Source organism: Microbacterium sp. (assembly GCF_031988965.1).
In the GTDB taxonomy this organism is placed as follows: Bacteria; Actinomycetota; Actinomycetes; order Actinomycetales; family Microbacteriaceae; genus Microbacterium.
Genome location: NZ_DALZXX010000001.1, coordinates 314,662 through 334,638 on the forward strand (window position 1 = coordinate 314,662; position 19,977 = coordinate 334,638).

The 19,977-nt window shown below is 68.4% G+C and carries 17 protein-coding genes and 1 pseudogene; all 18 read right to left on the minus strand.

Annotated elements, in window-relative coordinates:
• Positions 1–40: 40 nt before the first annotated feature.
• Entirely contained in the window at positions 41–949 is a 909-nt protein-coding gene (gmk, locus tag RTM68_RS01555) for a guanylate kinase (RefSeq protein ID WP_312167665.1), read from the minus strand.
• Positions 942–1,787 carry an orotidine-5'-phosphate decarboxylase gene (gene pyrF, locus RTM68_RS01560; RefSeq protein WP_312167666.1) on the minus strand — a complete coding sequence of 282 codons (846 nt, stop codon included), beginning with the start codon at positions 1,785–1,787 and terminating at the stop codon, positions 942–944. Before pyrF ends, gmk begins: the two co-directional genes overlap by 8 nt.
• Positions 1,784–5,071 (minus strand): carbamoyl-phosphate synthase large subunit, encoded by a 3,288-nt coding sequence (gene carB / locus RTM68_RS01565; RefSeq protein ID WP_312167668.1) that lies wholly within the window; start codon positions 5,069–5,071, stop codon positions 1,784–1,786. Before carB ends, pyrF begins: the two co-directional genes overlap by 4 nt.
• Positions 5,071–6,216: a glutamine-hydrolyzing carbamoyl-phosphate synthase small subunit gene (gene carA, locus RTM68_RS01570; RefSeq protein ID WP_312167670.1), complete on the minus strand. Its 1,146-nt coding sequence runs from the start codon at positions 6,214–6,216 to the stop codon at positions 5,071–5,073. The genes carB and carA overlap by 1 nt, the downstream gene beginning before the upstream one ends.
• Positions 6,213–6,749: a hypothetical protein gene (locus RTM68_RS01575; protein ID WP_312167672.1), complete on the minus strand. Its 537-nt coding sequence runs from the start codon at positions 6,747–6,749 to the stop codon at positions 6,213–6,215. Before RTM68_RS01575 ends, carA begins: the two co-directional genes overlap by 4 nt.
• Positions 6,746–8,050, minus strand: coding sequence for a dihydroorotase (locus RTM68_RS01580; RefSeq protein WP_312167673.1), 1,305 nt, complete (start codon positions 8,048–8,050; stop codon positions 6,746–6,748). The genes RTM68_RS01575 and RTM68_RS01580 overlap by 4 nt, the downstream gene beginning before the upstream one ends.
• The gene (locus RTM68_RS01585; RefSeq protein ID WP_312167675.1) at positions 8,047–9,012 is read right to left on the minus strand and encodes an aspartate carbamoyltransferase catalytic subunit; all 966 of its coding nucleotides are present in this window, start codon (positions 9,010–9,012) and stop codon (positions 8,047–8,049) included. The genes RTM68_RS01580 and RTM68_RS01585 overlap by 4 nt, the downstream gene beginning before the upstream one ends.
• Positions 9,009–9,539: a bifunctional pyr operon transcriptional regulator/uracil phosphoribosyltransferase PyrR gene (pyrR, locus tag RTM68_RS01590; protein WP_312167677.1), complete on the minus strand. Its 531-nt coding sequence runs from the start codon at positions 9,537–9,539 to the stop codon at positions 9,009–9,011. The genes RTM68_RS01585 and pyrR overlap by 4 nt, the downstream gene beginning before the upstream one ends.
• A gap of 67 nt (positions 9,540–9,606) precedes the next feature.
• A complete protein-coding gene (locus RTM68_RS01595; RefSeq protein ID WP_312167679.1) occupies positions 9,607–10,191 on the minus strand; it encodes a hypothetical protein in 585 nt (194 codons plus the stop codon).
• A 1-nt stretch (position 10,192) separates the two neighbouring features.
• Positions 10,193–11,770 (minus strand): Rieske 2Fe-2S domain-containing protein, encoded by a 1,578-nt coding sequence (locus RTM68_RS01600; RefSeq protein ID WP_312167681.1) that lies wholly within the window; start codon positions 11,768–11,770, stop codon positions 10,193–10,195.
• A 74-nt stretch (positions 11,771–11,844) separates the two neighbouring features.
• Positions 11,845–15,135, minus strand: a complete 3,291-nt coding sequence (locus tag RTM68_RS01605; RefSeq protein ID WP_312167683.1) for a DEAD/DEAH box helicase — start codon at positions 15,133–15,135, stop codon at positions 11,845–11,847.
• 56 nt (positions 15,136–15,191) lie between these two features.
• Positions 15,192–15,602, minus strand: a complete 411-nt coding sequence (gene nusB / locus RTM68_RS01610; RefSeq protein WP_194763919.1) for a transcription antitermination factor NusB — start codon at positions 15,600–15,602, stop codon at positions 15,192–15,194.
• A gap of 3 nt (positions 15,603–15,605) precedes the next feature.
• Entirely contained in the window at positions 15,606–16,166 is a 561-nt protein-coding gene (gene efp / locus RTM68_RS01615; protein WP_194763920.1) for an elongation factor P, read from the minus strand.
• Between the two features lie 73 nt (positions 16,167–16,239).
• The gene (gene aroQ / locus RTM68_RS01620) at positions 16,240–16,677 is read right to left on the minus strand and encodes a type II 3-dehydroquinate dehydratase (RefSeq protein ID WP_312167685.1); all 438 of its coding nucleotides are present in this window, start codon (positions 16,675–16,677) and stop codon (positions 16,240–16,242) included.
• On the minus strand, positions 16,674–17,762 hold the full coding sequence (aroB, locus tag RTM68_RS01625) for a 3-dehydroquinate synthase (RefSeq protein ID WP_312167687.1): 1,089 nt from the start codon (positions 17,760–17,762) through the stop codon (positions 16,674–16,676). Before aroB ends, aroQ begins: the two co-directional genes overlap by 4 nt.
• Positions 17,759–18,277, minus strand: coding sequence for a shikimate kinase (locus RTM68_RS01630; RefSeq protein ID WP_312167689.1), 519 nt, complete (start codon positions 18,275–18,277; stop codon positions 17,759–17,761). Before RTM68_RS01630 ends, aroB begins: the two co-directional genes overlap by 4 nt.
• On the minus strand, positions 18,261–19,490 hold the full coding sequence (gene aroC / locus RTM68_RS01635; protein WP_312167690.1) for a chorismate synthase: 1,230 nt from the start codon (positions 19,488–19,490) through the stop codon (positions 18,261–18,263). Before aroC ends, RTM68_RS01630 begins: the two co-directional genes overlap by 17 nt.
• A gap of 48 nt (positions 19,491–19,538) precedes the next feature.
• A pseudogene (locus tag RTM68_RS01640) lies at positions 19,539–19,977 on the minus strand (shikimate dehydrogenase); the annotation flags it as partial.

Consider the following 19,977-nt stretch of genomic DNA (forward strand, 5'->3'; position numbering starts at 1 on the left):
GGATCGTCGCGAAGACGGTGCAGCGGGCGCGCGAAGACGCTCAGCGCGCAGAGCTCGAAGACAATTCTACGACCTCGGCGGCGGCCGAGGCGACGTCCTCGTTCACGATGAGGTGATCGAACTCGTTCTGAGCGGCCAGCTCGACCTTCGCGGTGCGGAGCCGGCGGGCCCGTTCCTCCGCGTCCTCGGTGCCTCGACCGACCAGTCGCTGCACCAGTTCGTCCCATGTGGGGGGCAGCAGGAAGATGAGCGTCGCCGACGGCTCCGCCTTCCGCACCTGCCGAGCACCCTGCAGATCGATCTCGAGCAGCACGGTCTTGCCCGCGGCCAGGGCCGCATCGATCGGGGCGCGCGGCGTGCCGTAGCGCGAGCGATTGTGCACGACGGCGTACTCGAGCAGTTCGTTCTCGGCGATGAGGCGATCGAACTCCGCCTCGTCGACGAAGTAGTAGTGCACTCCGTCGACCTCACCGGGGCGAGGCGGGCGGGTCGTCGCCGAGACCGAGAGATGGATCTCGGGGTTGTGCTCGCGGATGTGGGCGGCGACCGTTCCCTTGCCCACCGCCGTCGGGCCGGCGAGCACGAGCAGACGGCTGCGGGCACCGCGCGGCTTCGTCACCGGGAACCGCGTGTCGAGCCAGTGGGCGAGCGCGACGCGCTGGCGCACACCGAGTCCGCCGAGACGCTTGACCGGTGAGATGTGCAGCTCGTCGAGGATGCGGTCGCGCTTGCCGGCGCCGATGGCGGGAAGTGCGAGGAGGAAGTCGGTGATCCGCATCGAGCCCTCGACGGAGTCCGCGTCGGCGACAGCCCGCTCGAGAACCGTCTGCGGTGTCACGACACGGGTCGTGAGATCGCGCTTGAGCGACGCGCGTGCGCGACGACGTTCCACGGCTCGGCGCGCCGCGGCTGCGCGGTCGACCTCGGGTACCGGACGCGACTCAGCCACGGGAGGCCTCCCTGTACTCTGCGACGCGGGCGTCGATGGCGGCGGCGAGACCGGTCGGTCCTGCCGAGAGGATGCTGCGGCTCTCGCTGGCCACCACGGCCGGGCTCATGGAACCGAAGCGGTGCCGCAGATCGGCGGGGGTCGCCCCCTGACTTCCGAACCCGGGAGCGAGGATCGGTGCGAGAGGGGTGAACGCGGCGAGGCCGGCATCCGTCCAGTCGACGGTCGCTCCGATCACGAAGCCGAAGCTGCCCCACTCCCCTGCCTCCGCATGCTCGGCATTGCGCGCCGAGACCACCGAGACGATGTCGGCCGAGACCGCGCGTCCGGTGGCCGAGGTCGAGCGCTGCAGGGCGGTGGCTTCGGGGTTGCTCGTCGCCGCGAGCACGAAGAGGCCCTTGTCATGCTCCCTCGCGAGATCGAAGGCGCCGTCGAGCGACCCCACCCCGAGGAAGGGATTGACCGTGAGCGCATCCGCCTCGAGAGGCGATCCCGGAAGGAGCCAGGCGGCCGCATAGGCGTCCATGGTCGATCCGATGTCGCCGCGCTTGGCGTCGGCGATCACGAGAAGGCCGGCAGCGCGAGCTGCGGCGAGGACCTCTTCGAGGGCCGCGAACCCGGCGGAGCCGAATCTCTCGAAGAACGAGACCTGCGGTTTCACGAGTCCCACGCGTCCTGAGGCGGCCTCGACGGTGCGCAGACCGAACTCGCGCAGCCCCGATGCGTCATCGCTCAGGCTCCACTCGGCGAGCAGAGACGCATGCGGATCGATGCCCACGCAGAGGGGCCCGCGCTCATCGAGCGCAGCGCGGACCCTCTCTCCGAAGCGTGCGCTCACAAAGCGGCCTTCCTGTCGAGGGCGTACTCCTGCAGGCTCTTCACCTGGAAGCCCTCGTGCGCCGCATCCATTCCGCTCACCGCAGCGCCGAGAACGGCCATCGTGGTGAACAGCGCCTTGTCGGCCGCGACGGCGGCCGCGCGGATCTCGTAACCGTCGGCACGGGCCGCTCCCCCTGAAGGGGTGTTCACGACGATGTCGATCGAGCCGTCGTTGATCAGGTCGACGATGTTCGTCGCGCCCGACTCCTGGGTCTCGCTGTACTTCTCGACGACGGTCACGGCGATGCCGTTTCGCGACAGGATCTCGGCCGTGCCCTCGGTGGCCACGATCGTGAAACCGAGCTGCTGCAGGCGGTGTGCCGGCAGGATGACCGCGCGCTTGTCCGAGTCGGCGACCGAGATGAACACCGTGCCGGAGGTCGGCATCCCGCCGTACGCGGCAGCCTGGCTCTTCGCGAACGCCGTCGGGAAGTCGCGGTCGATTCCCATGACCTCGCCGGTCGAGCGCATCTCCGGTCCGAGGATCGAGTCGACCGTCTTGCCGTCCGCGGTACGGAACCGCTTGAAGGGCAGCACGGCCTCCTTGACCGAGACCGGCGCGTCGAGCGGCACGCGTGAGCCATCCTGCTCGGGGAGCATGCCCTCTGCGCGCAGCTCGGCGATGGTGGAACCCGCCATGACGCGGCTCGCCGCCTTCGCCATGGGGATGCCCAGCGCCTTGGACACGAAAGGCACCGTGCGGCTGGCGCGCGGGTTCGCCTCGATCACGTAGAGCACGCCGGCGCTGATCGCGAACTGCACGTTCAGCAGACCGCGCACGCCCACGCCCTCGGCGATCGCGAGCGTCGCCTCGCGGACGCGGTCGATGTCGGTGCGGCCCAGCGACACCGGGGGCAGGGTGCAGCTCGAGTCACCGGAGTGGATGCCGGCCTCCTCGAGGTGCTCCATCACGCCGCCGATGAAGAGGTCGGTGCCGTCGTACAGCGCGTCGACGTCGAGCTCGATGGCGTCATCGAGGAAGCGGTCGACCAGCAGCGGCTTGCCCTCCTCGATGATGACCTCTCCGGCCGTGCGGACGAAGTACTCGCGCAGCGACTCCGAGCTGTAGACGATCTCCATGCCGCGTCCGCCGAGCACGAAGCTCGGACGCACGAGAACCGGGTACCCGATCTCCTCCGCGACCGCGACCGCACCGTCGGCGTCGATCGCCGTGCCGTGACGCGGGGCGATGAGTCCGGCCGAATCGAGCAGCTGGGAGAACAGCTCGCGCTCCTCCGCGATGTCGATCGCCGCGGGGCTGGTGCCGAGAACCGTGTAGCCGGCGGCCTTGATGCCCTTGGCGAGACCCAGGGGGGTCTGTCCGCCGAGCTGGCAGACGACGCCCAGGATGGTCCCGCTGGCGGCTTCCGCGTCGAGGACCTCGAGCACGTCCTCCAGCGTGAGGGGCTCGAAGTAGAGGCGGTCAGACGTGTCGTAGTCGGTGGACACGGTCTCGGGGTTGCAGTTCACCATGACGGTCTCGAAGCCGGCATCCGACAGCGCGAACGACGCGTGCACGCACGAGTAGTCGAACTCGACGCCCTGGCCGATGCGGTTCGGGCCCGATCCGATGATCACGACCTTGGTGCGCTCCGAAGGCGTGACCTCCGTCTCGAAGTCGTAGCTCGAGTAGTGGTACGGCGTGAGAGCCGGGAACTCGCCAGCGCAGGTGTCGACGGTCTTGAACACCGGGCGGATGCCGAGACCGTGGCGCACGCCGCGGATCTCCGCCTCCTTCTCGCCTCGCAGCTCGGCGATCTGCGCGTCCGAGAAGCCGTGCTCCTTGGCGTAGCGGAGCGTGGCGGCGTCGAGCTCGGGCGCCGTGCGCACGGTCTCGGCGACCTCGTTGATGAGCACGATCTGATCGATGAACCACGGGTCGATCGCCGTGGCCTCGAAGGCCTGCTCGATCGTCGCGCCCTTGCGCAGCGCCTGCTGCAGTGTGACGATGCGTCCGTCGGTCGGCACCTTCGCGATCTCGAGCAGCTCCTCGGCCGAGCGCTCCTCCGTGCCCCAGTGGAAGCTCGAGCCGCGCTTCTCGAGCGAACGCAGCGCCTTCTGCAGCGCCGTGGCGTAGTTGCGGCCGATCGCCATCGCCTCGCCGACCGACTTCATGGTCGTGGTGAGCGTCGCATCGGCGGCCGGGAACTTCTCGAAGGCGAAGCGCGGAACCTTGACGACGACGTAGTCGAGCGTGGGCTCGAAGCTCGCCGGGGTGACACCCGTGATGTCGTTCGGGATCTCGTCGAGGCGGTAGCCGAGTGCGAGCTTGGCGGCGAGCTTGGCGATCGGGAAGCCGGTCGCCTTCGAGGCCAGGGCGCTGGAACGGGAGACGCGCGGGTTCATCTCGATCACGATGATGCGGCCGGTGCTCGGGTCGACGGCGAACTGGATGTTGCAGCCACCGGTGTCGACGCCGACGGCGCGGATGATGTCGATGCCGATGTCGCGGAGCTTCTGGTACTCGCGGTCGGTGAGCGTCAGCGCGGGCGCCACGGTGATCGAGTCTCCCGTGTGCACGCCGACCGGGTCGACGTTCTCGATCGAGCAGACGACCACCGTGTTGTCGGCGGTGTCGCGCATGAGCTCGAGCTCGTACTCCTTCCAGCCGAGGATGGACTCCTCCAGGAGCACCTCGGTGGTCGGCGAGTCCCGGAGCCCCGCACCGCCGATGCGGCGCAGGTCCTCCTCGTCGTAGGCGAATCCGGAGCCGAGGCCCCCCATGGTGAACGACGGGCGGACGACGAGCGGGTAGCCGAGCTCAGCGGCGCCCTCGAGCAGGTCGTCCATCGTGTGCGCGATGATGCTTCGCGCCACGTCGGCGCCGGCATCCAGCACCAGCTGCTTGAAGATCTGACGATCCTCGCCCTTGTTGATCGCCTCGAAGCTCGCGCCGATCAGCTCGACGTCGTACTTCTCGAGGATGCCGTGGTTGTGGAGCTCGATCGCGGCGTTCAGCGCGGTCTGGCCACCGAGCGTCGGCAGGATCGCGTCGGGGCGCTCCTTGGCGATGATCGACTCGATGACCTGCCAGGTGATCGGCTCGATGTACGTCGCGTCGGCGAAGTCGGGGTCGGTCATGATCGTGGCCGGGTTGGAGTTGACCAGGATGACCCTGACGCCCTCCTCGCGGAGCACGCGGCACGCCTGGGTGCCGGAGTAGTCGAACTCGCACGCCTGACCGATGACGATCGGGCCGGAGCCGATGACGAGAACGGAGTTGATGTCGTCGCGCTTGGGCATTACTTGGTGTCCTTCTTGCTCGCGATGACCATGTCGCGGAAACGATCGAAGAGGTAGTTGGCGTCGTGCGGGCCTGCGGCGGCCTCGGGGTGGTACTGCACCGAGAACGCGGGGATGTCGAGGGCGCGGAGGCCCTCGACCACGTTGTCGTTGAGACCGACGTGGCTCACCTCGACCTTGCCGTAGCCGTTCGGGCTGTCGAAGGAGCCCTCGAGCGGCGCATCCACCGCGAAGCCGTGGTTGTGGGCGGTGATCTCGACGCGACCGGTCGACTTGTCGAGGACCGGCTGATTGATGCCGCGGTGACCGAACGGCAGCTTGTAGGTGCCCAGGCCCAGCGCACGGCCGAGCAGCTGGTTGCCGAAGCAGATGCCGAAGAACGGCAGACCGTCGTCGAGCACGGCGCGCAGCAGCTCGACGTGGTCGCCGGATGCGGCGGGGTCGCCGGGGCCGTTCGAGTAGAAGACGGCGACCGGGTCGATCGAGCGGATGTCGTCGATCGTGACGTTCTGCGGCAGCACGTGCACCTCGAAGCCACGGGCCGCGAGGTTGTCGATCGTGGCCTGCTTGACGCCGAGATCGAGGACCGCCAGGTTGCCGACCCTCTCGCCCATGGCCGTCGTCACCGTGGCGACGTCGACGGACACCTGCGCCGAGAGGTTCTGGCCCGCCATCTGCGGCGCCTCGCGCACGATGCGCAGCTGCTCCTCGGCGTCGAGCCGTGCGGCCTCGCCGGAGAAGATGCCGCCGCGCATGGACCCGGCCGAACGGATGTGACGCGTGATCGATCGGGTGTCGATGCCGCTGATGCCGACGATGCCGTCCTGCACGAGGATCTCGTCGAGCGAGGCGTTCGCGCGCCAGTTCGAGACCACGCGTGAGGGGTCGCGCACGATGTACCCGGCCACCCAGATGCGTCGGGACTCGGGGTCCTCGTCGTTCATGCCGGTGTTTCCGATGTGGGGCGCCGTCTGAAGGACGATCTGCCCGGCATACGACGGGTCGGTGAGCGTCTCCTGATAACCGGACATGCCGGTGGCGAAGACGACCTCGCCGATCGTCGTGCCGAGGGCGCCGTAGGCGCGGCCGGTGTGGCGGGTCCCGTCTTCGAGGACGAGGACGGCGGGTTCGGGGAGGGCTGTCATGACGTTGCTCCTGTGTCGGGGGCGGCTTCGTCGTCCGAGGCGCCGGAGGCGGGTACGAGTCGCTGCAGTTCTGAGATGAAGTTCTGGGGATCGCCGTCGGTGAGACGGAGGTAGGAGTCGACGATGGTGTCATCGTTCGCATTCCACGCGACGCGCACGAGGCCGCCGGGCTCGACCACCCGATCGATCGTGACCGTCGCGCGGTCGACGCTCGCGAGGCGCGCGGAGGCCAGGAAGACCGTCGGCGCGCCGTCGAGGCAGAGTGCGAGTCCACGGTCGGTGACCGCGACCTCGCCGCGTGCCCGATACGCGAGCGGCGACAGCGTGAGACGCTCGAGCGGCTGGTCGTGCTTGGTCGTCGACACGTACAGCACCTCGTGACGATCGAGCACCTGCGCGTGCTCGGGAACACCGAGAGGCGCCGTGAGCCCGGAGTCGCGTCGGAGTCGTCGTCGCCACGCGAACAGCATCGCGAGCAGGACGAGGACGGCCAGGGCGATCATCAGCGCGATCGCGAGATCCCTGGGGATCATGCGCGCAGCTCCTCAACCACGGCACCGGCGTCGACGGTCAGCACGCCGCCGTGCACGGTGTACTCGACCCGACCGGGCAGGTCACGACCGAGGTAGGGCGAGTTCCTGCTGCGACCGTGCAGGTCGGCCTCCGTGAACACTCCCGCGACCGACGCGTCGTAGAGGGCGATCTGCGCCGGGGCGCCGACCTCGAGCGGTGTGCCGTGGCCCGCGAGTCGACCGATCCGTGCGGGTGCGGCGCTCATCACGCGGGCGACGTCGTCCCAGCCGATCAGGCCGGTCTGCACCATGGACTGGTGCACGACGCGCAGGGCGCTCTCGAGCCCGACCATGCCGTTCGCGGCGGCCTGCCACTCGCACGCCTTGTGCTCGCTCGGGTGGGGTGCGTGGTCGGTCGCGACGATGTCGATCGTGCCGTCTGCCAGGCCCTCGCGCACGGCGAGGACGTCCTCTTCGCGACGGAGCGGCGGGTTGACCTTGTACCGGGCGTCGTAGCCGCGCACCAGCTCGTCGGTCAGCAGCAGGTGGTGCGGCGTGACTTCGGCGGTGACGTTGATTCCTCGCTTCTTGGCCCAGCGGATGATGTCGACCGATCCGGCGGTGGAGAGGTGGCAGACGTGCAGGCGCGAGCCCACGTGCTCGGCGAGGAGCACATCGCGGGCGATGATCGACTCCTCCGCGACTGCGGGCCATCCGGCCAATCCGAGCTCGGCCGACACGGTGCCCTCGTTCATCTGGGCGCCCTCGGTGAGCCGTGGGTCCTGTGCGTGCTGCGCGATGACCCCGTCGAACGACTTCACGTACTCGAGAGCGCGGCGCATGATCAGCGGATCGAAGACGCAGAAGCCGTCATCGCTGAAGACGCGCACCTGGGCGCGCGACGTCGCCATGGCACCCAGCTCCGCGAGCCGCTCGCCCTTCTGACCGACGGTGACGGCGCCGATCGGCTGCACCGTCGCGTAGCCGGCAGCCTCTCCCAACGCGAGCTCCTGCTCGACGACGCCGGCGGTGTCAGCGACCGGAGACGTGTTCGGCATCGCGAACACGGCGGTGAAACCACCGGCCGCCGCAGCGCGGGTTCCGGTGAGGATCGTCTCGGATGCCTCATACCCGGGCTCGCGCAGGTGCGTGTGCAGGTCGACGAGCCCCGGGAGGGCGACCAGGCCCGCCGCGTCGATGACACGGGCGCCCGCGCGGCTGAGACCGGTGCCGATCTCGGAGATCACGCCGTTCTCCACGATGATGTCGGCGCTCTCGGCACCGAGAAGCTGTGCGCCGGTGATGACGAGGGTCTCGCTCACTGGTCTCCCCCTCGTTCGTCGTCTCGTTCGCCTGCAAGAAGCAGGTACAGCACTGCCATCCGGATGGACACCCCGTTCGTCACCTGTTCCAGCACGGTGGATCGCGGGGAATCGGCGGCTTCGGAGGAGATCTCCAGGCCCCGGTTCATGGGTCCGGGGTGCATCACAATGCTACCGTCCGGAAGACCCGCGACTCGCAGTGCGTCAAGACCCCATCGTCTGGAATACTCCCGCTCAGTCGGGAAATACGCGGCGTTCATCCGCTCGAGCTGGATGCGCAGCATCATCACGGCATCCGGCCCCTCGGCCAGAGCCTGATCGAGGTCGTAGACGACCTTCGCCGGCCAGAGCGAGACGTTCTGCGGCACGAGGGTCGGCGGCGACACCAGGGTGACGTCGGCGCCGAGGGTCGCGAGCAGCCAGACGTTCGAGCGCGCGACCCGGGAGTGCAGCACGTCGCCGACGATCACGACCCGCACTCCGGAGAGGTCACGGCCCCTGCTGTCGGCGCCGAAGCGGCGCTTGCGGATCGTGAACGCGTCGAGCAGCGCCTGGGTCGGATGCTCGTGCGTGCCGTCGCCGGCGTTCACGACGCCGGCCGAGATCCAGCCGCTCGTCGCGAGGGTCTGCGGCGCGCCGGAAGCGGGGTGCCGGATGACGACCGCATCCGCTCCCATCGCCTGAAGTGTCTGGGCCGTGTCCTTGAGGCTCTCGCCCTTGGACACGCTGGATCCCTTCGCCGCGAAGTTGATGACATCGGCCGAGAGGCGCTTCGCCGCCGCCTCGAACGAGATGCGGGTGCGCGTCGAGTCTTCGAAGAAGAGGTTGACGACGGTCTTGCCGCGCAGGGTCGGGAGCTTCTTGACCTCGCGCGACTGCGTGTCGGACATGTCCTCGGCGACGTCGAGGATGCGCAGGGCGGTCTCGCGATCGAGAGTGCGGGTGTCGAGGAGGTGTCTCATGCTTCGATCGTCACCTCCTCGGCGCCGTCGTCTTCGGTGAGCCGCACGTTGACGCGCTCCTGACGGGACGAGGGGATGTTCTTGCCCACGAAGTCCGGTCGGATCGGCAGCTCGCGGTGGCCGCGGTCGACGAGGATCGCGAGTCGCACGATCGAGGGGCGGCCGATCGACTGCAGCGCGTCGAGTGCGGCACGGATGCTGCGCCCCGAGAAGAGCACGTCGTCGACCAGCACGACGGTCCGGCCGTCGATCCCGCCGGACGGGATGTCCGTCGGGCGCGGTGACCGGGTCGGGTGCTTCGCGAGGTCGTCGCGGAACATCGTGACGTCGAGCGCTCCGACCGGGACGTCGGTCTGGGCGATGTCTCCGATGACGGAGGCCAGGCGACGGGCGAGAGTGACGCCGCGGGTCGGAATGCCCAGCAGGACGAGGTTCTCAGCCCCTCGGTTCGACTCGAGGATCTCGTGCGCGATACGGGTCAGAGCCCGCGAGATATCGGCTTCGTGCAGAACAGTGCGTGCACTCATCAGCCGCTCCCTTCTCCGCCTCACAGGACGGTGTTAAAGGTTGCTTGATGGAACCAGTCTAGCGCGGTCAGCGCCAACCGAGAACGTCGCGGACGACCGCCTGCGAGAACGGGGCGCCGTCGTCAGGCACCCCGCGCAGAGACTCGTGCGAGACCATCGCGCCTTCGGCTCCGGCAGCCGCGGTGATGCCCTCGAGTGCCGCACGGATACGCGGTCCTGCCGCCCTGGCGTACTCCGCGTCCCCTCTCCGGGAGATGTGCGGGAAGACGACGAGCTCCGCCACCCCGTTCGCGACGCGGCGGGCTGCGACGATCACGAGCGTCGGCGGGATGGAGTGCTGCAGCGCCCGAGGCAGAGGGAACGGCAGGTCATCGCTCAGCAGTCCGTGCCAGAAGCCGCGACGAGAGCGCTTCTCATCGCCGATCTCGAGAGCGCTCGACGTCCACTCCTGACCCTGCGGACGATCGTCGTTCTCGCGGCCGTCGTCACGACGCTCGAAGCCCTGCTCCTGCAGGAACTCGGTCGCGATGCGCACCAGTCGGGGAGCATCCGATCGCACCACCCACCGGGCACCGCGGAACGGCCCGTCGAACTGCAGGCGCGAGGTGCGGGCATCCCGGCCCGATCCCTGCGGGTGCGAGCCGCTGCGCACGTCAGCCGGCCTCGCTGAGCACCGCGTCGGTGACCTCGTCGATCTTCGTCGAGCGGATCGGGTGGCCGCTGGTCGACAGGCATCGTCCGCTCTTGAGATCCCACTTCCAGTCGTGCATGCTGCACGTCAGGATGCCGTCCTCGTCGACCTTCCCGGTCTTCGTGAGGTCGGCGCGCAGATGCGGGCAGCGACGCTGCACGACCCAGTCGCCGATCTCGGCGTCTTCGGTCTGGTCGGTCTGCTCCTGGTACCAGTTCTCGACGTACTCGATGCGGTCGACCGAGAGGCACTTGAGGAAGGTCGTCAGGAATTCGTTGAACTTGCCGCTGCGACCGACCTGGAACTGCATCGACAGGAAGATCGAGTTCGACCAGTCGATCTCGTGGTCGCGGATGTTCGTCGAGACGAGGTCTGCGGGGATCGTGTACCAGTAGATGCACTCCTCCCCGGCGTACTCGCGCACCTTGGCGCGGGGGAAGTCGACGACCATGTCGAGGTCGCCGATCCTGAACCGGACGCACCCGCCGACGCCGAGGCGGATCGTGCGCGACTTCTTCAGCAGCGGCTCCCACCACCCCTTGAGCGCCTCGAGGATCTCGGCCGCCGGAAGCACCTCGGCGCGCGAGGCCTCCTCGTCGAGGATCTCCTGCTGACGGCTCGAGCGCTGCTCCTCGAGGTAGTCCCACTTCTCGTCGAAGATGTGGGCGAGCTCGGCTTCGGAGTACAGCGACTGCGTCGTGGTGACCTCTGCCCCGTCGACGGTGACGACGGTGCCGGGCACGAACAGGTGACCGTCGTACTGCGGCGAGAGCTCCTTCATGTGCGCGAGGAACTGCTTCTGATCCGTGAAGATCGACTCGCCGTTGCGGCCGATTCCGTTGAAGTCGAACAGGTCGTCGCGCAGGAACATGGGCGGACCGGCCATCGGGAAGACGTGCGGAGCATCCACCTTGTCGATGTAGTACATCGCGCGCTTGTTCTGCGCGTCGCGCTTGAGCTTCGCGAAGTTCTGCTTGGCGTCCATCGGCAGGTCGTAGACCATAGGCCACCAGATCGCCCCGGAGACCTGAGTGAAGTAGGCGTCGGGCTTGCCGAAGTGCAGGAGCGTGTCGAGATCGAGCGGGTGCGAGTCGTTCTGGTTGAGGATCGATCCGGTTCCGTCGTCGACGCTCAATGACGAGTCGCCGATCGGTCCGTCGCTGGGGGCGCGCAACGGCGTGATCATGATCTTGAGATCGCCGCGCTCGATGATCTCGCCCGCGGGCGCGTAGGTGATGTTCGTGTACCCGAGAGCCCTGATGTCCTGCTCGAGATCATCGATCGGGTACTCGGGAAGCAGCACCTCGATGTCTTTGCGGATGTAGCGCTCGAGGAGCTTCGGATCGAAGTGGTCGCGGTGCCGATGCGAGATGTAGAGGAAGTCCGCCTCGCGGCCGAACCGCTCCCAGTCGAGCCCCCGGTTGTCGGGGAACGGGAACCACGAGCCGAAGAAGGAGGGTCCGAGAACGGGGTCGCAGATGATGTTTCCGCCGGCCGTCTCGATGAACATCCCGGCGTGGCCGAGTCCCGTGATCCGCATGCATTCCTCCTGAAGTGAACCGTTCGATTCTACCGGCGGCTCCCTGTGCGGCCGGGGTGACCGGCCGGGAGTAATCAGCTGCCGTCGAGGAGCCCGCGGATGTCGTCGGCCGTGAGCGACTGCGCGAACAGCTGCTCATCGTCCATCACGGCGGTGAACAGCCTGGCCTTGCGCCTCTGCAGTTCGAGCACCTTCTCCTCGATGGTCCCGGTGGAGATCATGCGATAGACGAAGACCTGGCTCGTCTGCCCGATACGGTGCGTGCGGTCGATCGCCTGCGCCTCGGCGGCGGGATTCCACCAGGGATCCAGCAGGAACACGTAGTCGGCTTCGGTGAGGGTGAGTCCGAACCCGCCGGCCTTGAGGCTGATCAGGAACACGGGCTGCTCCCCCGCCTTGAAGGAGTCGATCACATCCTGCCTGCGGCGCGTCGACCCGTCGAGATGCGCGTAGGGAATACCCGCCTCGTCCAGACGTGCGGCGGCGAGATCGAGGAACGACGTGAACTGGCTGAAGACGAGTGCTCGGTGGCCCTCGGCCTGGAGCTCGACGACGCGGTCGAGCAGGGTGTCGAGCTTGCTCGACCCGATCTCCGCGTCGTGCCCGTCGATCAGCTCCGGTGCGAGGCTCAGCATGCGCAGCAGCGTGAGTGAGCGGAACACGATGAACCGGTTCCGATCGAGGTCGTCGAGCAGACCGAGCACCTTCTGCCGCTCGCGCTGCAGCACGACGTCGTAGAGCTCGCGGTGCGCAGGGCTGAGGTCGACCTCGAGAAGCTGCTCCTGCTTCGCCGGAAGGTCAGAGGCGACGAGTTCCTTCGTGCGCCGCAGCATGAGAGGACGGATGCGTCGACGCAACTGCGCGAGGCGCCGGGCGCGGTATTCTCCGCCCTCCTCGTTCTCGGGGACCTTGCCCTTCTCGATGGGCTGGATGTAGCGATCGCGGAACTTGCGCGCCGACGGGAAGAGTCCGGGAGCCGCGAGCTTCAACAGCGACCACAGCTCCGACAGGCTGTTCTCCATGGGGGTTCCGGTCACTGCGTAGGTGACGTCGGAACGGAACGTCGAGATGGCCCGATGCAGCTTGGTCTTCGGGTTCTTCACGAACTGAGCCTCATCGAGGATCAGGCCCGCCCATTCGACCTCGCGGAACTCGTCTTCGTCGAGCCTGGCGACGGTGTACGAGCTCACGACGATGTCTGCCGACGCCGCCGCGACACTGAGTCCGGCTGCGCGCGTCGTGCTCGTGCTCTCGACGACCGCGACGCGCAGATCCGGCGTGAATCGAGCGGCCTCGGAGCGCCAGGTGCTGAGCACCGAGGTGGGAGCGAGCACCAGGAACGGTCGGGTCTCTCCCATCTCCCGGGTGTGCTGGATGAAGGTCAGCAGCTGCAGCGTCTTGCCGAGACCCATGTCGTCGGCGAGGATGCCGCCCAGCCGATGCTTCCAGAGGAAGGCGAGCCAGTCGAAGCCGGACTTCTGGTAGGTCCGCAGCTCAGCGCGGAGGCCGAACGGAAGCGGCGTGGCCGGAACGCCCTCCGCTCGCCGCAGGCCCTCCGCCGTCGCGCGCCAGCTGACGGCCGGCTGCGCCTCGTCGGCCAGATCCTCGAACTCCTCCCAGAGGTCCACCTGGTAGCGGTTGATCCGGGGGCCGGTCTCCCACTCGTCGAGCTCGCCGGCCTCTTCGATCAGGTCGCGGAGGCGATCGAGTGCCGGATGACTCAGCGAGAAGTAGCCGCCGTCCGAGAGCAGCAGCTTCTTCTTCCCCTTGCTCAGGGCGGTGAACAGCGGGCCGAAGGGGATTCTGCGACCGTCGATCGACACGAGGATGCCGAGATCGAACCAGTCGGAATCGGTCGACTCGACCGTCGTGACCGTGACCTGCGGATCGCCGGTGAGCTCCCGGTACTCCTTGCGAGCGCCCTGGGACTCGATCCGCACCCCGACAGCTTCCAGAGCAGGAACGACCTGAGCCACGAAGTCGGCCGCGTCGATGTCGTGCAGTGAGCCGGCGGGCCGGAAACGGGTCGCACGGTGCTCCTGCCAGATCGTCTCGATCTCGGCGCGCCGCGTGGCTTCGACGGCGGCGTCCCGCACCGCGGAGGTGGTCCACGCGAATGGCACGGTGCCGAAGCTCCCGTACGACCAGGCGAACTCGTAGCTCACGACGTCGCCGCGCTCGTACGCGACCGTGAGCACGGGAGCCGGCTCGGGCACCTCGGGCAGGCGCACGGCGCCCACGGCACGAACGGACGCGCGTCGAGCGAGCAGCGGATAGGCATCGTCGATGAACGACTGCTCCTCGTTCTTCGGCACGACCACGGGGGCAGCCGCCGCGAGAAGTGTGCGCGTCTGCTCGCTGAGCGGCGCCTCGGCGAGGACGATGTCCATGCGGTTCCCCGTGAGCGTCGCCGTGTAGAGCCCCGTCCTGCCGATGGGATGCGCGGCCGCGGCGTCGATCACGTCGCCGTCGACCTTCACCTCGGCACCGACCGACAGAGAGCCGTCGTCGCCGCGGGCGATGGCGGCCGAGACCGCACCGGAGCCGGCCAGACGCACCGTGGCGTTCTTCTGACTGGGAACGAGAGGAATACCGAGCTCGGTGCCGCTGCGAAGGTGGCCCCAGAGGAGCACCGACTCGATCTGATCGACGACGATCCATTCCCCGGCGTTGCCGGAGAGCAGCGAATCACGCGAGATGCTCAGCAGGTCGCCGAACCATCGGGTCTGGGTGCGCCCGAACTGCGAGGCGTCGCGACGCACCGCGTCCCACCCCGCATGTCCCTGGATCCACGCGCCGGTCTGGGCGCTGCGCATGAGCGGTCGGATCGCGAGAAGCAGCTCCCCCGTCGGACGCGCGAGGTCGCGCAGCGTGGCCGCGCGCATGGGGCGGGGACCCCAGTGACTCTCGGCGCGCGATTCGCGGTGCCGGAGCTCGACGCCGAGCGCGAGCGGTTGCGCATGACGCGTGGCCTCGGCATCCAGCAGGGTGCGCCACGATGTCGCCACCGGCTTCGGCGGGGCCTTGGAGGGCTCGGGCGGGACCTCCAAGGCGGCGGCCTGCTGCGAGTACTCGTGCACGTTCGACGCCAGGACGGTCGCGACCACGTGCTTGCACCCGGTGCGTACCGGGCACGAGCACCTGGTCGTGCGCATCCGCCGTCGCCCGTTCGACGACACGAACGTGATCTCCGTCAGGTACGGCGTCTCCTGCCCACCGCTCACGTGCCCCTCGAGCTCGAGGAGATCCTCATGCCACACCACATCGAGGACGTTGCCGTCGCGGAAGTAGGCGAGGCCTCGTTTGTAGCCACCGGCGTCGGTGATCTGCATGATCTCGCGGAGATCGACGTGCGGCGCGGACATGCCCTCATCCTTCCCGCAGGCACCGACATCATCGATGTCGGGCCGCGGCTCAGCGCTCAGGCGGCGCGGGCCACCCGCGCCAGCACACCGTGGACGAACGCGCCGGAGTCGTCGGTCGAGAACTCCTTGGCGAGCTCGACCGCCTCGTCGATCGCGACAGCCGTCGGGACTTCCGAGTTGAACAGGATCTCCCAGACGCCGATCCGCAGCAGCGCACGGTCGACGGCAGGCATCCGCTCGAGCTTCCAGTCGCGGCTGTGGGTCGTGATCTGCTCATCGATCTCGTCACGGTGGTCGATGATGCCGTCCACGACTTCGCGGGCATAGAGCCAGGAGGCCTCACGAGCGGGCTCGGATGCCGCTCGCTTCGCCTCGGAGGCCAGCGCGACGGCGACCTCGTCACCGCGGACGTCGGCCGAGAACAGGATGTCGAGTGCGCGCTTGCGCGCCTTCGTACGGGCGCTCACGCCTTACTTCTCGCGACCGAGGTAGTCGCCCGTGCGGGTGTCGACCTTGACCCTGGTGCCGGTCTCGACGAACAGCGGGACCTGGATCTCGTAGCCGGTCTCGAGCGTGGCGGGCTTGGTGCCGGCCGACGAGCGGTCGCCCTGCACTCCGGGCTCGCTGTACGTGATCTCGAGGATCACCGAGGCGGGCAGGTCGATGTAGAGCGGGTTGCCGTTGTTGAGGGCGATCGTGACCTGCTGGTTCTCCAGCAGGAAGTTCTTCGCGTCTCCGACCGTGGCGGCCCCGACCGTGATCTGGTCGTAGTCGGACTGGTCCATGAAGACGTAGCCGTCGCCGTCGGTGTACAGGTACGTGAAGTCGCGGCGGTCGACGTTCTCGATCTCGACCTTGGCACCCGCGTTGAACGTCTTGTCGACGACCTTGCCGGTGAGCACGTTCTTCAGCTTGGTGCGGACGAACGCTCCGCCCTTGCCCGGCTTGACGTGCTGGAACTCGACGACGCTCCAGAGCTGGCCTTCGAGGTTGAGGACGACGCCGTTCTTGATGTCTGCGGTAGATGCCATGCGCTGGAGTTCCGTTCGTGGGTGAAAGTTCAGGGGCCGACGAGCCTGTCGAGGCGCGAGCCGACAGTCGATTCTACGGGATGAGCGCCGCGAGCTGCCGCACGGCGCTCGCATACCCCTCCACGCCCTCTCCGATCACGCGCACCGTCGCGACATCGTGCAGGTAGGAATGGTGTCGGAACTCCTCGCGCGCGTACACGTCGGAGATGTGCACCTCTGCGAAGGGCAGAGCCACGCCCGTGAGCGCGTCGCGCAGCGACACCGAGGTGTGGGTGAGTCCGCCGGGGTTGATCACGATCGCAGCGCAGTCCTCACGCGCCGCGTGGATCGCATCGATCAGCACACCCTCGTGGTTGCTCTGGATCGCCCGCACGTCGAACCCGACCTCGGCCGCCGCCGCGCGGGTCAGGTCCTCGACGTCGGCGAGCGTCGCCGTGCCGTAGACATCGGGTTCGCGGCTGCCCAGCAGATTCAGGTTCGGACCGTTGACCAGCAGGATGCGCCGGCTCACGCCCCGACCTCCTGGTAGGCGGCGAAGAGCAGGGACTCGTCGGGAGCCTGGAGCACGGTCGGCTTCGCGATGTCATCGAGCAGGATGAACCGCAGCATGCCGCCGCGGCTCTTCTTGTCGCGCTGCATCGTGGCGAGCAGCTGCTGCCAGGCACCGGCGCGATACGAGGTGGGCAGGCCCAGCGACTCCAGTACGGTGCGGTGACGCTCTGCAGCGCTGTCGGACAGGCGTCCGGCGAGCCGGGAGAGCTCGGCGGCGTAGAGCATCCCCACGGAGATCGCCGCTCCGTGACGCCAGCGGTAGCGTTCGGCATGCTCGATCGCATGGCCCAGCGTGTGCCCGTAGTTGAGGATCTCGCGCTGGCCGGCTTCGCGGAAGTCGCTCGACACGACCTGTGCCTTCATGTCGATCGCGAGTTCGATCGCGCGACGGAACTCCGCGGTCGTGGTGTCGACCGCGCGGACAGGATCGGCCTCGACGATGTCGAGGATCTCGGGCGCCCAGATGAAACCGGCCTTGACCACCTCCGCGAAGCCGGCGGTGGCCTCGTTCGGGCTCAGGCTCGCCAGCTCGTCGAGGTCGCCGATGACGGCACGCGGCGCCCAGAAGGCGCCGACGAGGTTCTTGCCCTCGGCCGTGTTGATGCCCGTCTTGCCGCCGACCGACGCATCGACGAGGCCGAGCACGGTCGTGGGCACGTGCACCACCTGGATGCCGCGCAACCAGGTGGCTGCGACGAACCCGGCGAGGTCCGTGACCGCGCCTCCGCCGTATCCGATGACGGCGTCGGTACGGGTGAAGTCGGCCTGGCCCATCACCTGCCAGCAGAAGGCCGCGACCTCGACGCGCTTGCCCTGCTCGGCATCCGGCACCTCGGCGAGCAGCACCTCACGGGGGCCTTCGCTCACATCTGCCAGCAGCCGATCGCGGAGCTCGGCGGCCCGGGCCGCGAGCGTGGGCGGGTGCACGACGAGGACCTTCCGCACCCCAGGCGACAGAGCCGCAGAGACGCGATCGAGGATGCCGCACCCGATGCTGATGTCGTACGGGTTCTCTCCCGTGACGGTGATTGTCGTCGTGCTCATCCCTGATCTCTCCTCCATGCCACGATGTCTTCTGCGATGCGCTGCATCGGGCGCCTCGATGTGTCGAACGTCACGCTGGCGACCTCGTCGTACCAGGCGCGGCGCTCTTCGAAGATCTGCATCCACCGAGCCACAGGGTCGTTGCCGTCGAGCAGCGGACGCCCTCCCGAGGCGAGTCGATCGGCCACCGCCGAAGGGCTCACCGTGAGGAAGACCACGGGATGCTCGCGCAGCAGATCTCGGGTACCGGGGTCGGTCACCGCGCCTCCGCCCAGAGAGATCACGCCGCCGTCCTCCAGCGCTCGCGCGACCGCGGCCCTCTCGAGCGCGCGGAAGTGCGGTTCTCCGTGTGCCTCGAAGATCGACGGGATGGAACCGTGTTCCGAGACGACCCGCTTGTCGGTGTCGACGAAGGGCAGCGCGAGTGTGCGCGCGACCCGCCGGCCGATGCTGGTCTTGCCGGCCGCCATCGGGCCGACGAGCACCAGCGTCAGCTGCTCAGCCCCGCTCGTCATGCGCGATGAGCGCAGCCTCGGACGCCGGTGTCGTCCGCAGCTCGGCAGGAATCGCTGCCAGGTAGCCCTCGACGTTGCGACGCGTCTCGCGGATGCTGTCGCCGCCGAACTTCTCGAGCACGGCGCGCGCGAGTTCGACGGCGACCATGGCCTCGGCGACGACGCCCGCAGCCGGGACCGCGCAGACGTCCGACCGCTGGTGATGCGCGGTGGCATCTTCACCGCTCGCGACGTCGATCGTGCGGAGTGCGTGGGGAACCGTCGCGATCGGCTTCATGCCGGCACGCACACGCAGCACGGTGCCGGTCGACATGCCGCCCTCCGTGCCACCGGCGCGGTCGGATCCGCGGCTGATGCCGTCGGGCGTCGCGAAGAGCTCGTCATGGGCTGCCGAACCGCGGCGCCGGGTGGTCTCGAACCCGTCTCCGACCTCGACGCCCTTGATCGCCTGGATGCTCATCAGCGCCTGCGCGAGGCGGGCGTCGAGTCGACGATCCCAGTGCACGTGCGAGCCGAGTCCGGGAGGCAGACCGTAGGCCAGCACCTCCACGATGCCGCCGAGGGTGTCGCCGTCCTTCTTGGCATCGTCGACCTCGGCGACCATGAGCTCCGAGGTCGCCGGGTCGAAGCAGCGCAGCGGATCGGCATCCAGTGCGTCCACGTCATCAGGCGACGGCAGGGGCGATCCCTCCGGGACCCGCACGGGACCGATCGACAGCGTGTGGCTCACGAGTCGGATACCCAGTTCGCCGAGGAACGAGCGGGCGACGGCGCCGAGCGCCACGCGAGCCGCCGTCTCTCGGGCGCTCGCGCGCTCGAGGATCGGGCGCGCCTCGTCGAAGTCGTACTTCTGCATGCCCACGAGATCGGCGTGACCGGGACGCGGGCGCGTCAGCGGCGCCCCTCGACCGCGGGACTTGTCGGTGAGGTCGACGGGCTCGGGGTTCATGACCTCGATCCACTTCGGCCATTCGGTGTTGCCGATACGCAGCGCGATCGGGCTGCCGAGTGTCTTGCCGTGACGGACACCGCCCGAGATCGTCAGCTCGTCCTGCTCGAACTTCATGCGGGAGCCACGGCCGTAACCGAGCTTGCGACGTGCCAGATCGGCTTGGATCGCCTCTGAGGACACCGGGACGCCCGAGGGCAGACCCTCCATGACGGCAATGAGTTCTGGGCCGTGCGATTCGCCGGCCGTGAGCACGCGGAGCATTGCTCTAGTCTCCCACGGGTTTGACGGGCTCTCGTGCCGCGTTTCGCCCTACGACGTCAGAACCGCGCGCATGGCCTCCACGACGGCGTCCTCGTCAGGCAGAGTTCGCGTCGGATCACCGTGGCGGAACACCCTGATCTGACGCACGGCCTGGTGCAGGAGCATCCCGAGACCGGAGACGGCGGGTCCGCCGGCCCACCCGGACGCCAGCGCAGACGGCCACGGCGAATAGGCGACGTCGAAGAGCACGCCGCCCGCTGCCGAGAGACGCGACACCGTATCGGAGTCGATGGTCGTGCCACCCGGAAGCGTCGCGATCGTCAGCTCCACCGGGTCCGGACCGGAATCGAAACCCTGCACCGACACCTCGATCTCGAGCCGGGCACCGAGATCGATCAGCGGCGCAGCCCGTTCGGGCCGCCGGGCGCGCACGTCGACCCTGGTCGCGCCCATCTCGACCGCGGCGACGAGCGCCGACGAGGCGGTC

What these genes read in the sequence shown, in the direction of transcription:
- carB (WP_312167668.1), bottom strand. Translation starts at nt 5,071, where the DNA reads ATGCCCAAGCGCGACGACATCAACTCCGTTCTCGTCATCGGCTCCGGC.
- carA (WP_312167670.1), bottom strand. Translation starts at nt 6,216, where the DNA reads ATGACAGCCCTCCCCGAACCCGCCGTCCTCGTCCTCGAAGACGGGACC.
- RTM68_RS01575 (WP_312167672.1), bottom strand. Translation starts at nt 6,749, where the DNA reads ATGATCCCCAGGGATCTCGCGATCGCGCTGATGATCGCCCTGGCCGTC.
- RTM68_RS01585 (WP_312167675.1), bottom strand. Translation starts at nt 9,012, where the DNA reads ATGAGACACCTCCTCGACACCCGCACTCTCGATCGCGAGACCGCCCTG.
- pyrR (WP_312167677.1), bottom strand. Translation starts at nt 9,539, where the DNA reads ATGAGTGCACGCACTGTTCTGCACGAAGCCGATATCTCGCGGGCTCTG.
- RTM68_RS01600 (WP_312167681.1), bottom strand. Translation starts at nt 11,770, where the DNA reads ATGCGGATCACGGGACTCGGCCACGCCGGGATGTTCATCGAGACGGCC.
- RTM68_RS01605 (WP_312167683.1), bottom strand. Translation starts at nt 15,135, where the DNA reads ATGTCCGCGCCGCACGTCGATCTCCGCGAGATCATGCAGATCACCGAC.
- efp (WP_194763920.1), bottom strand. Translation starts at nt 16,166, where the DNA reads ATGGCATCTACCGCAGACATCAAGAACGGCGTCGTCCTCAACCTCGAA.
- aroB (WP_312167687.1), bottom strand. Translation starts at nt 17,762, where the DNA reads ATGAGCACGACGACAATCACCGTCACGGGAGAGAACCCGTACGACATC.
- RTM68_RS01630 (WP_312167689.1), bottom strand. Translation starts at nt 18,277, where the DNA reads ATGACGAGCGGGGCTGAGCAGCTGACGCTGGTGCTCGTCGGCCCGATG.
- aroC (WP_312167690.1), bottom strand. Translation starts at nt 19,490, where the DNA reads ATGCTCCGCGTGCTCACGGCCGGCGAATCGCACGGCCCAGAACTCATT.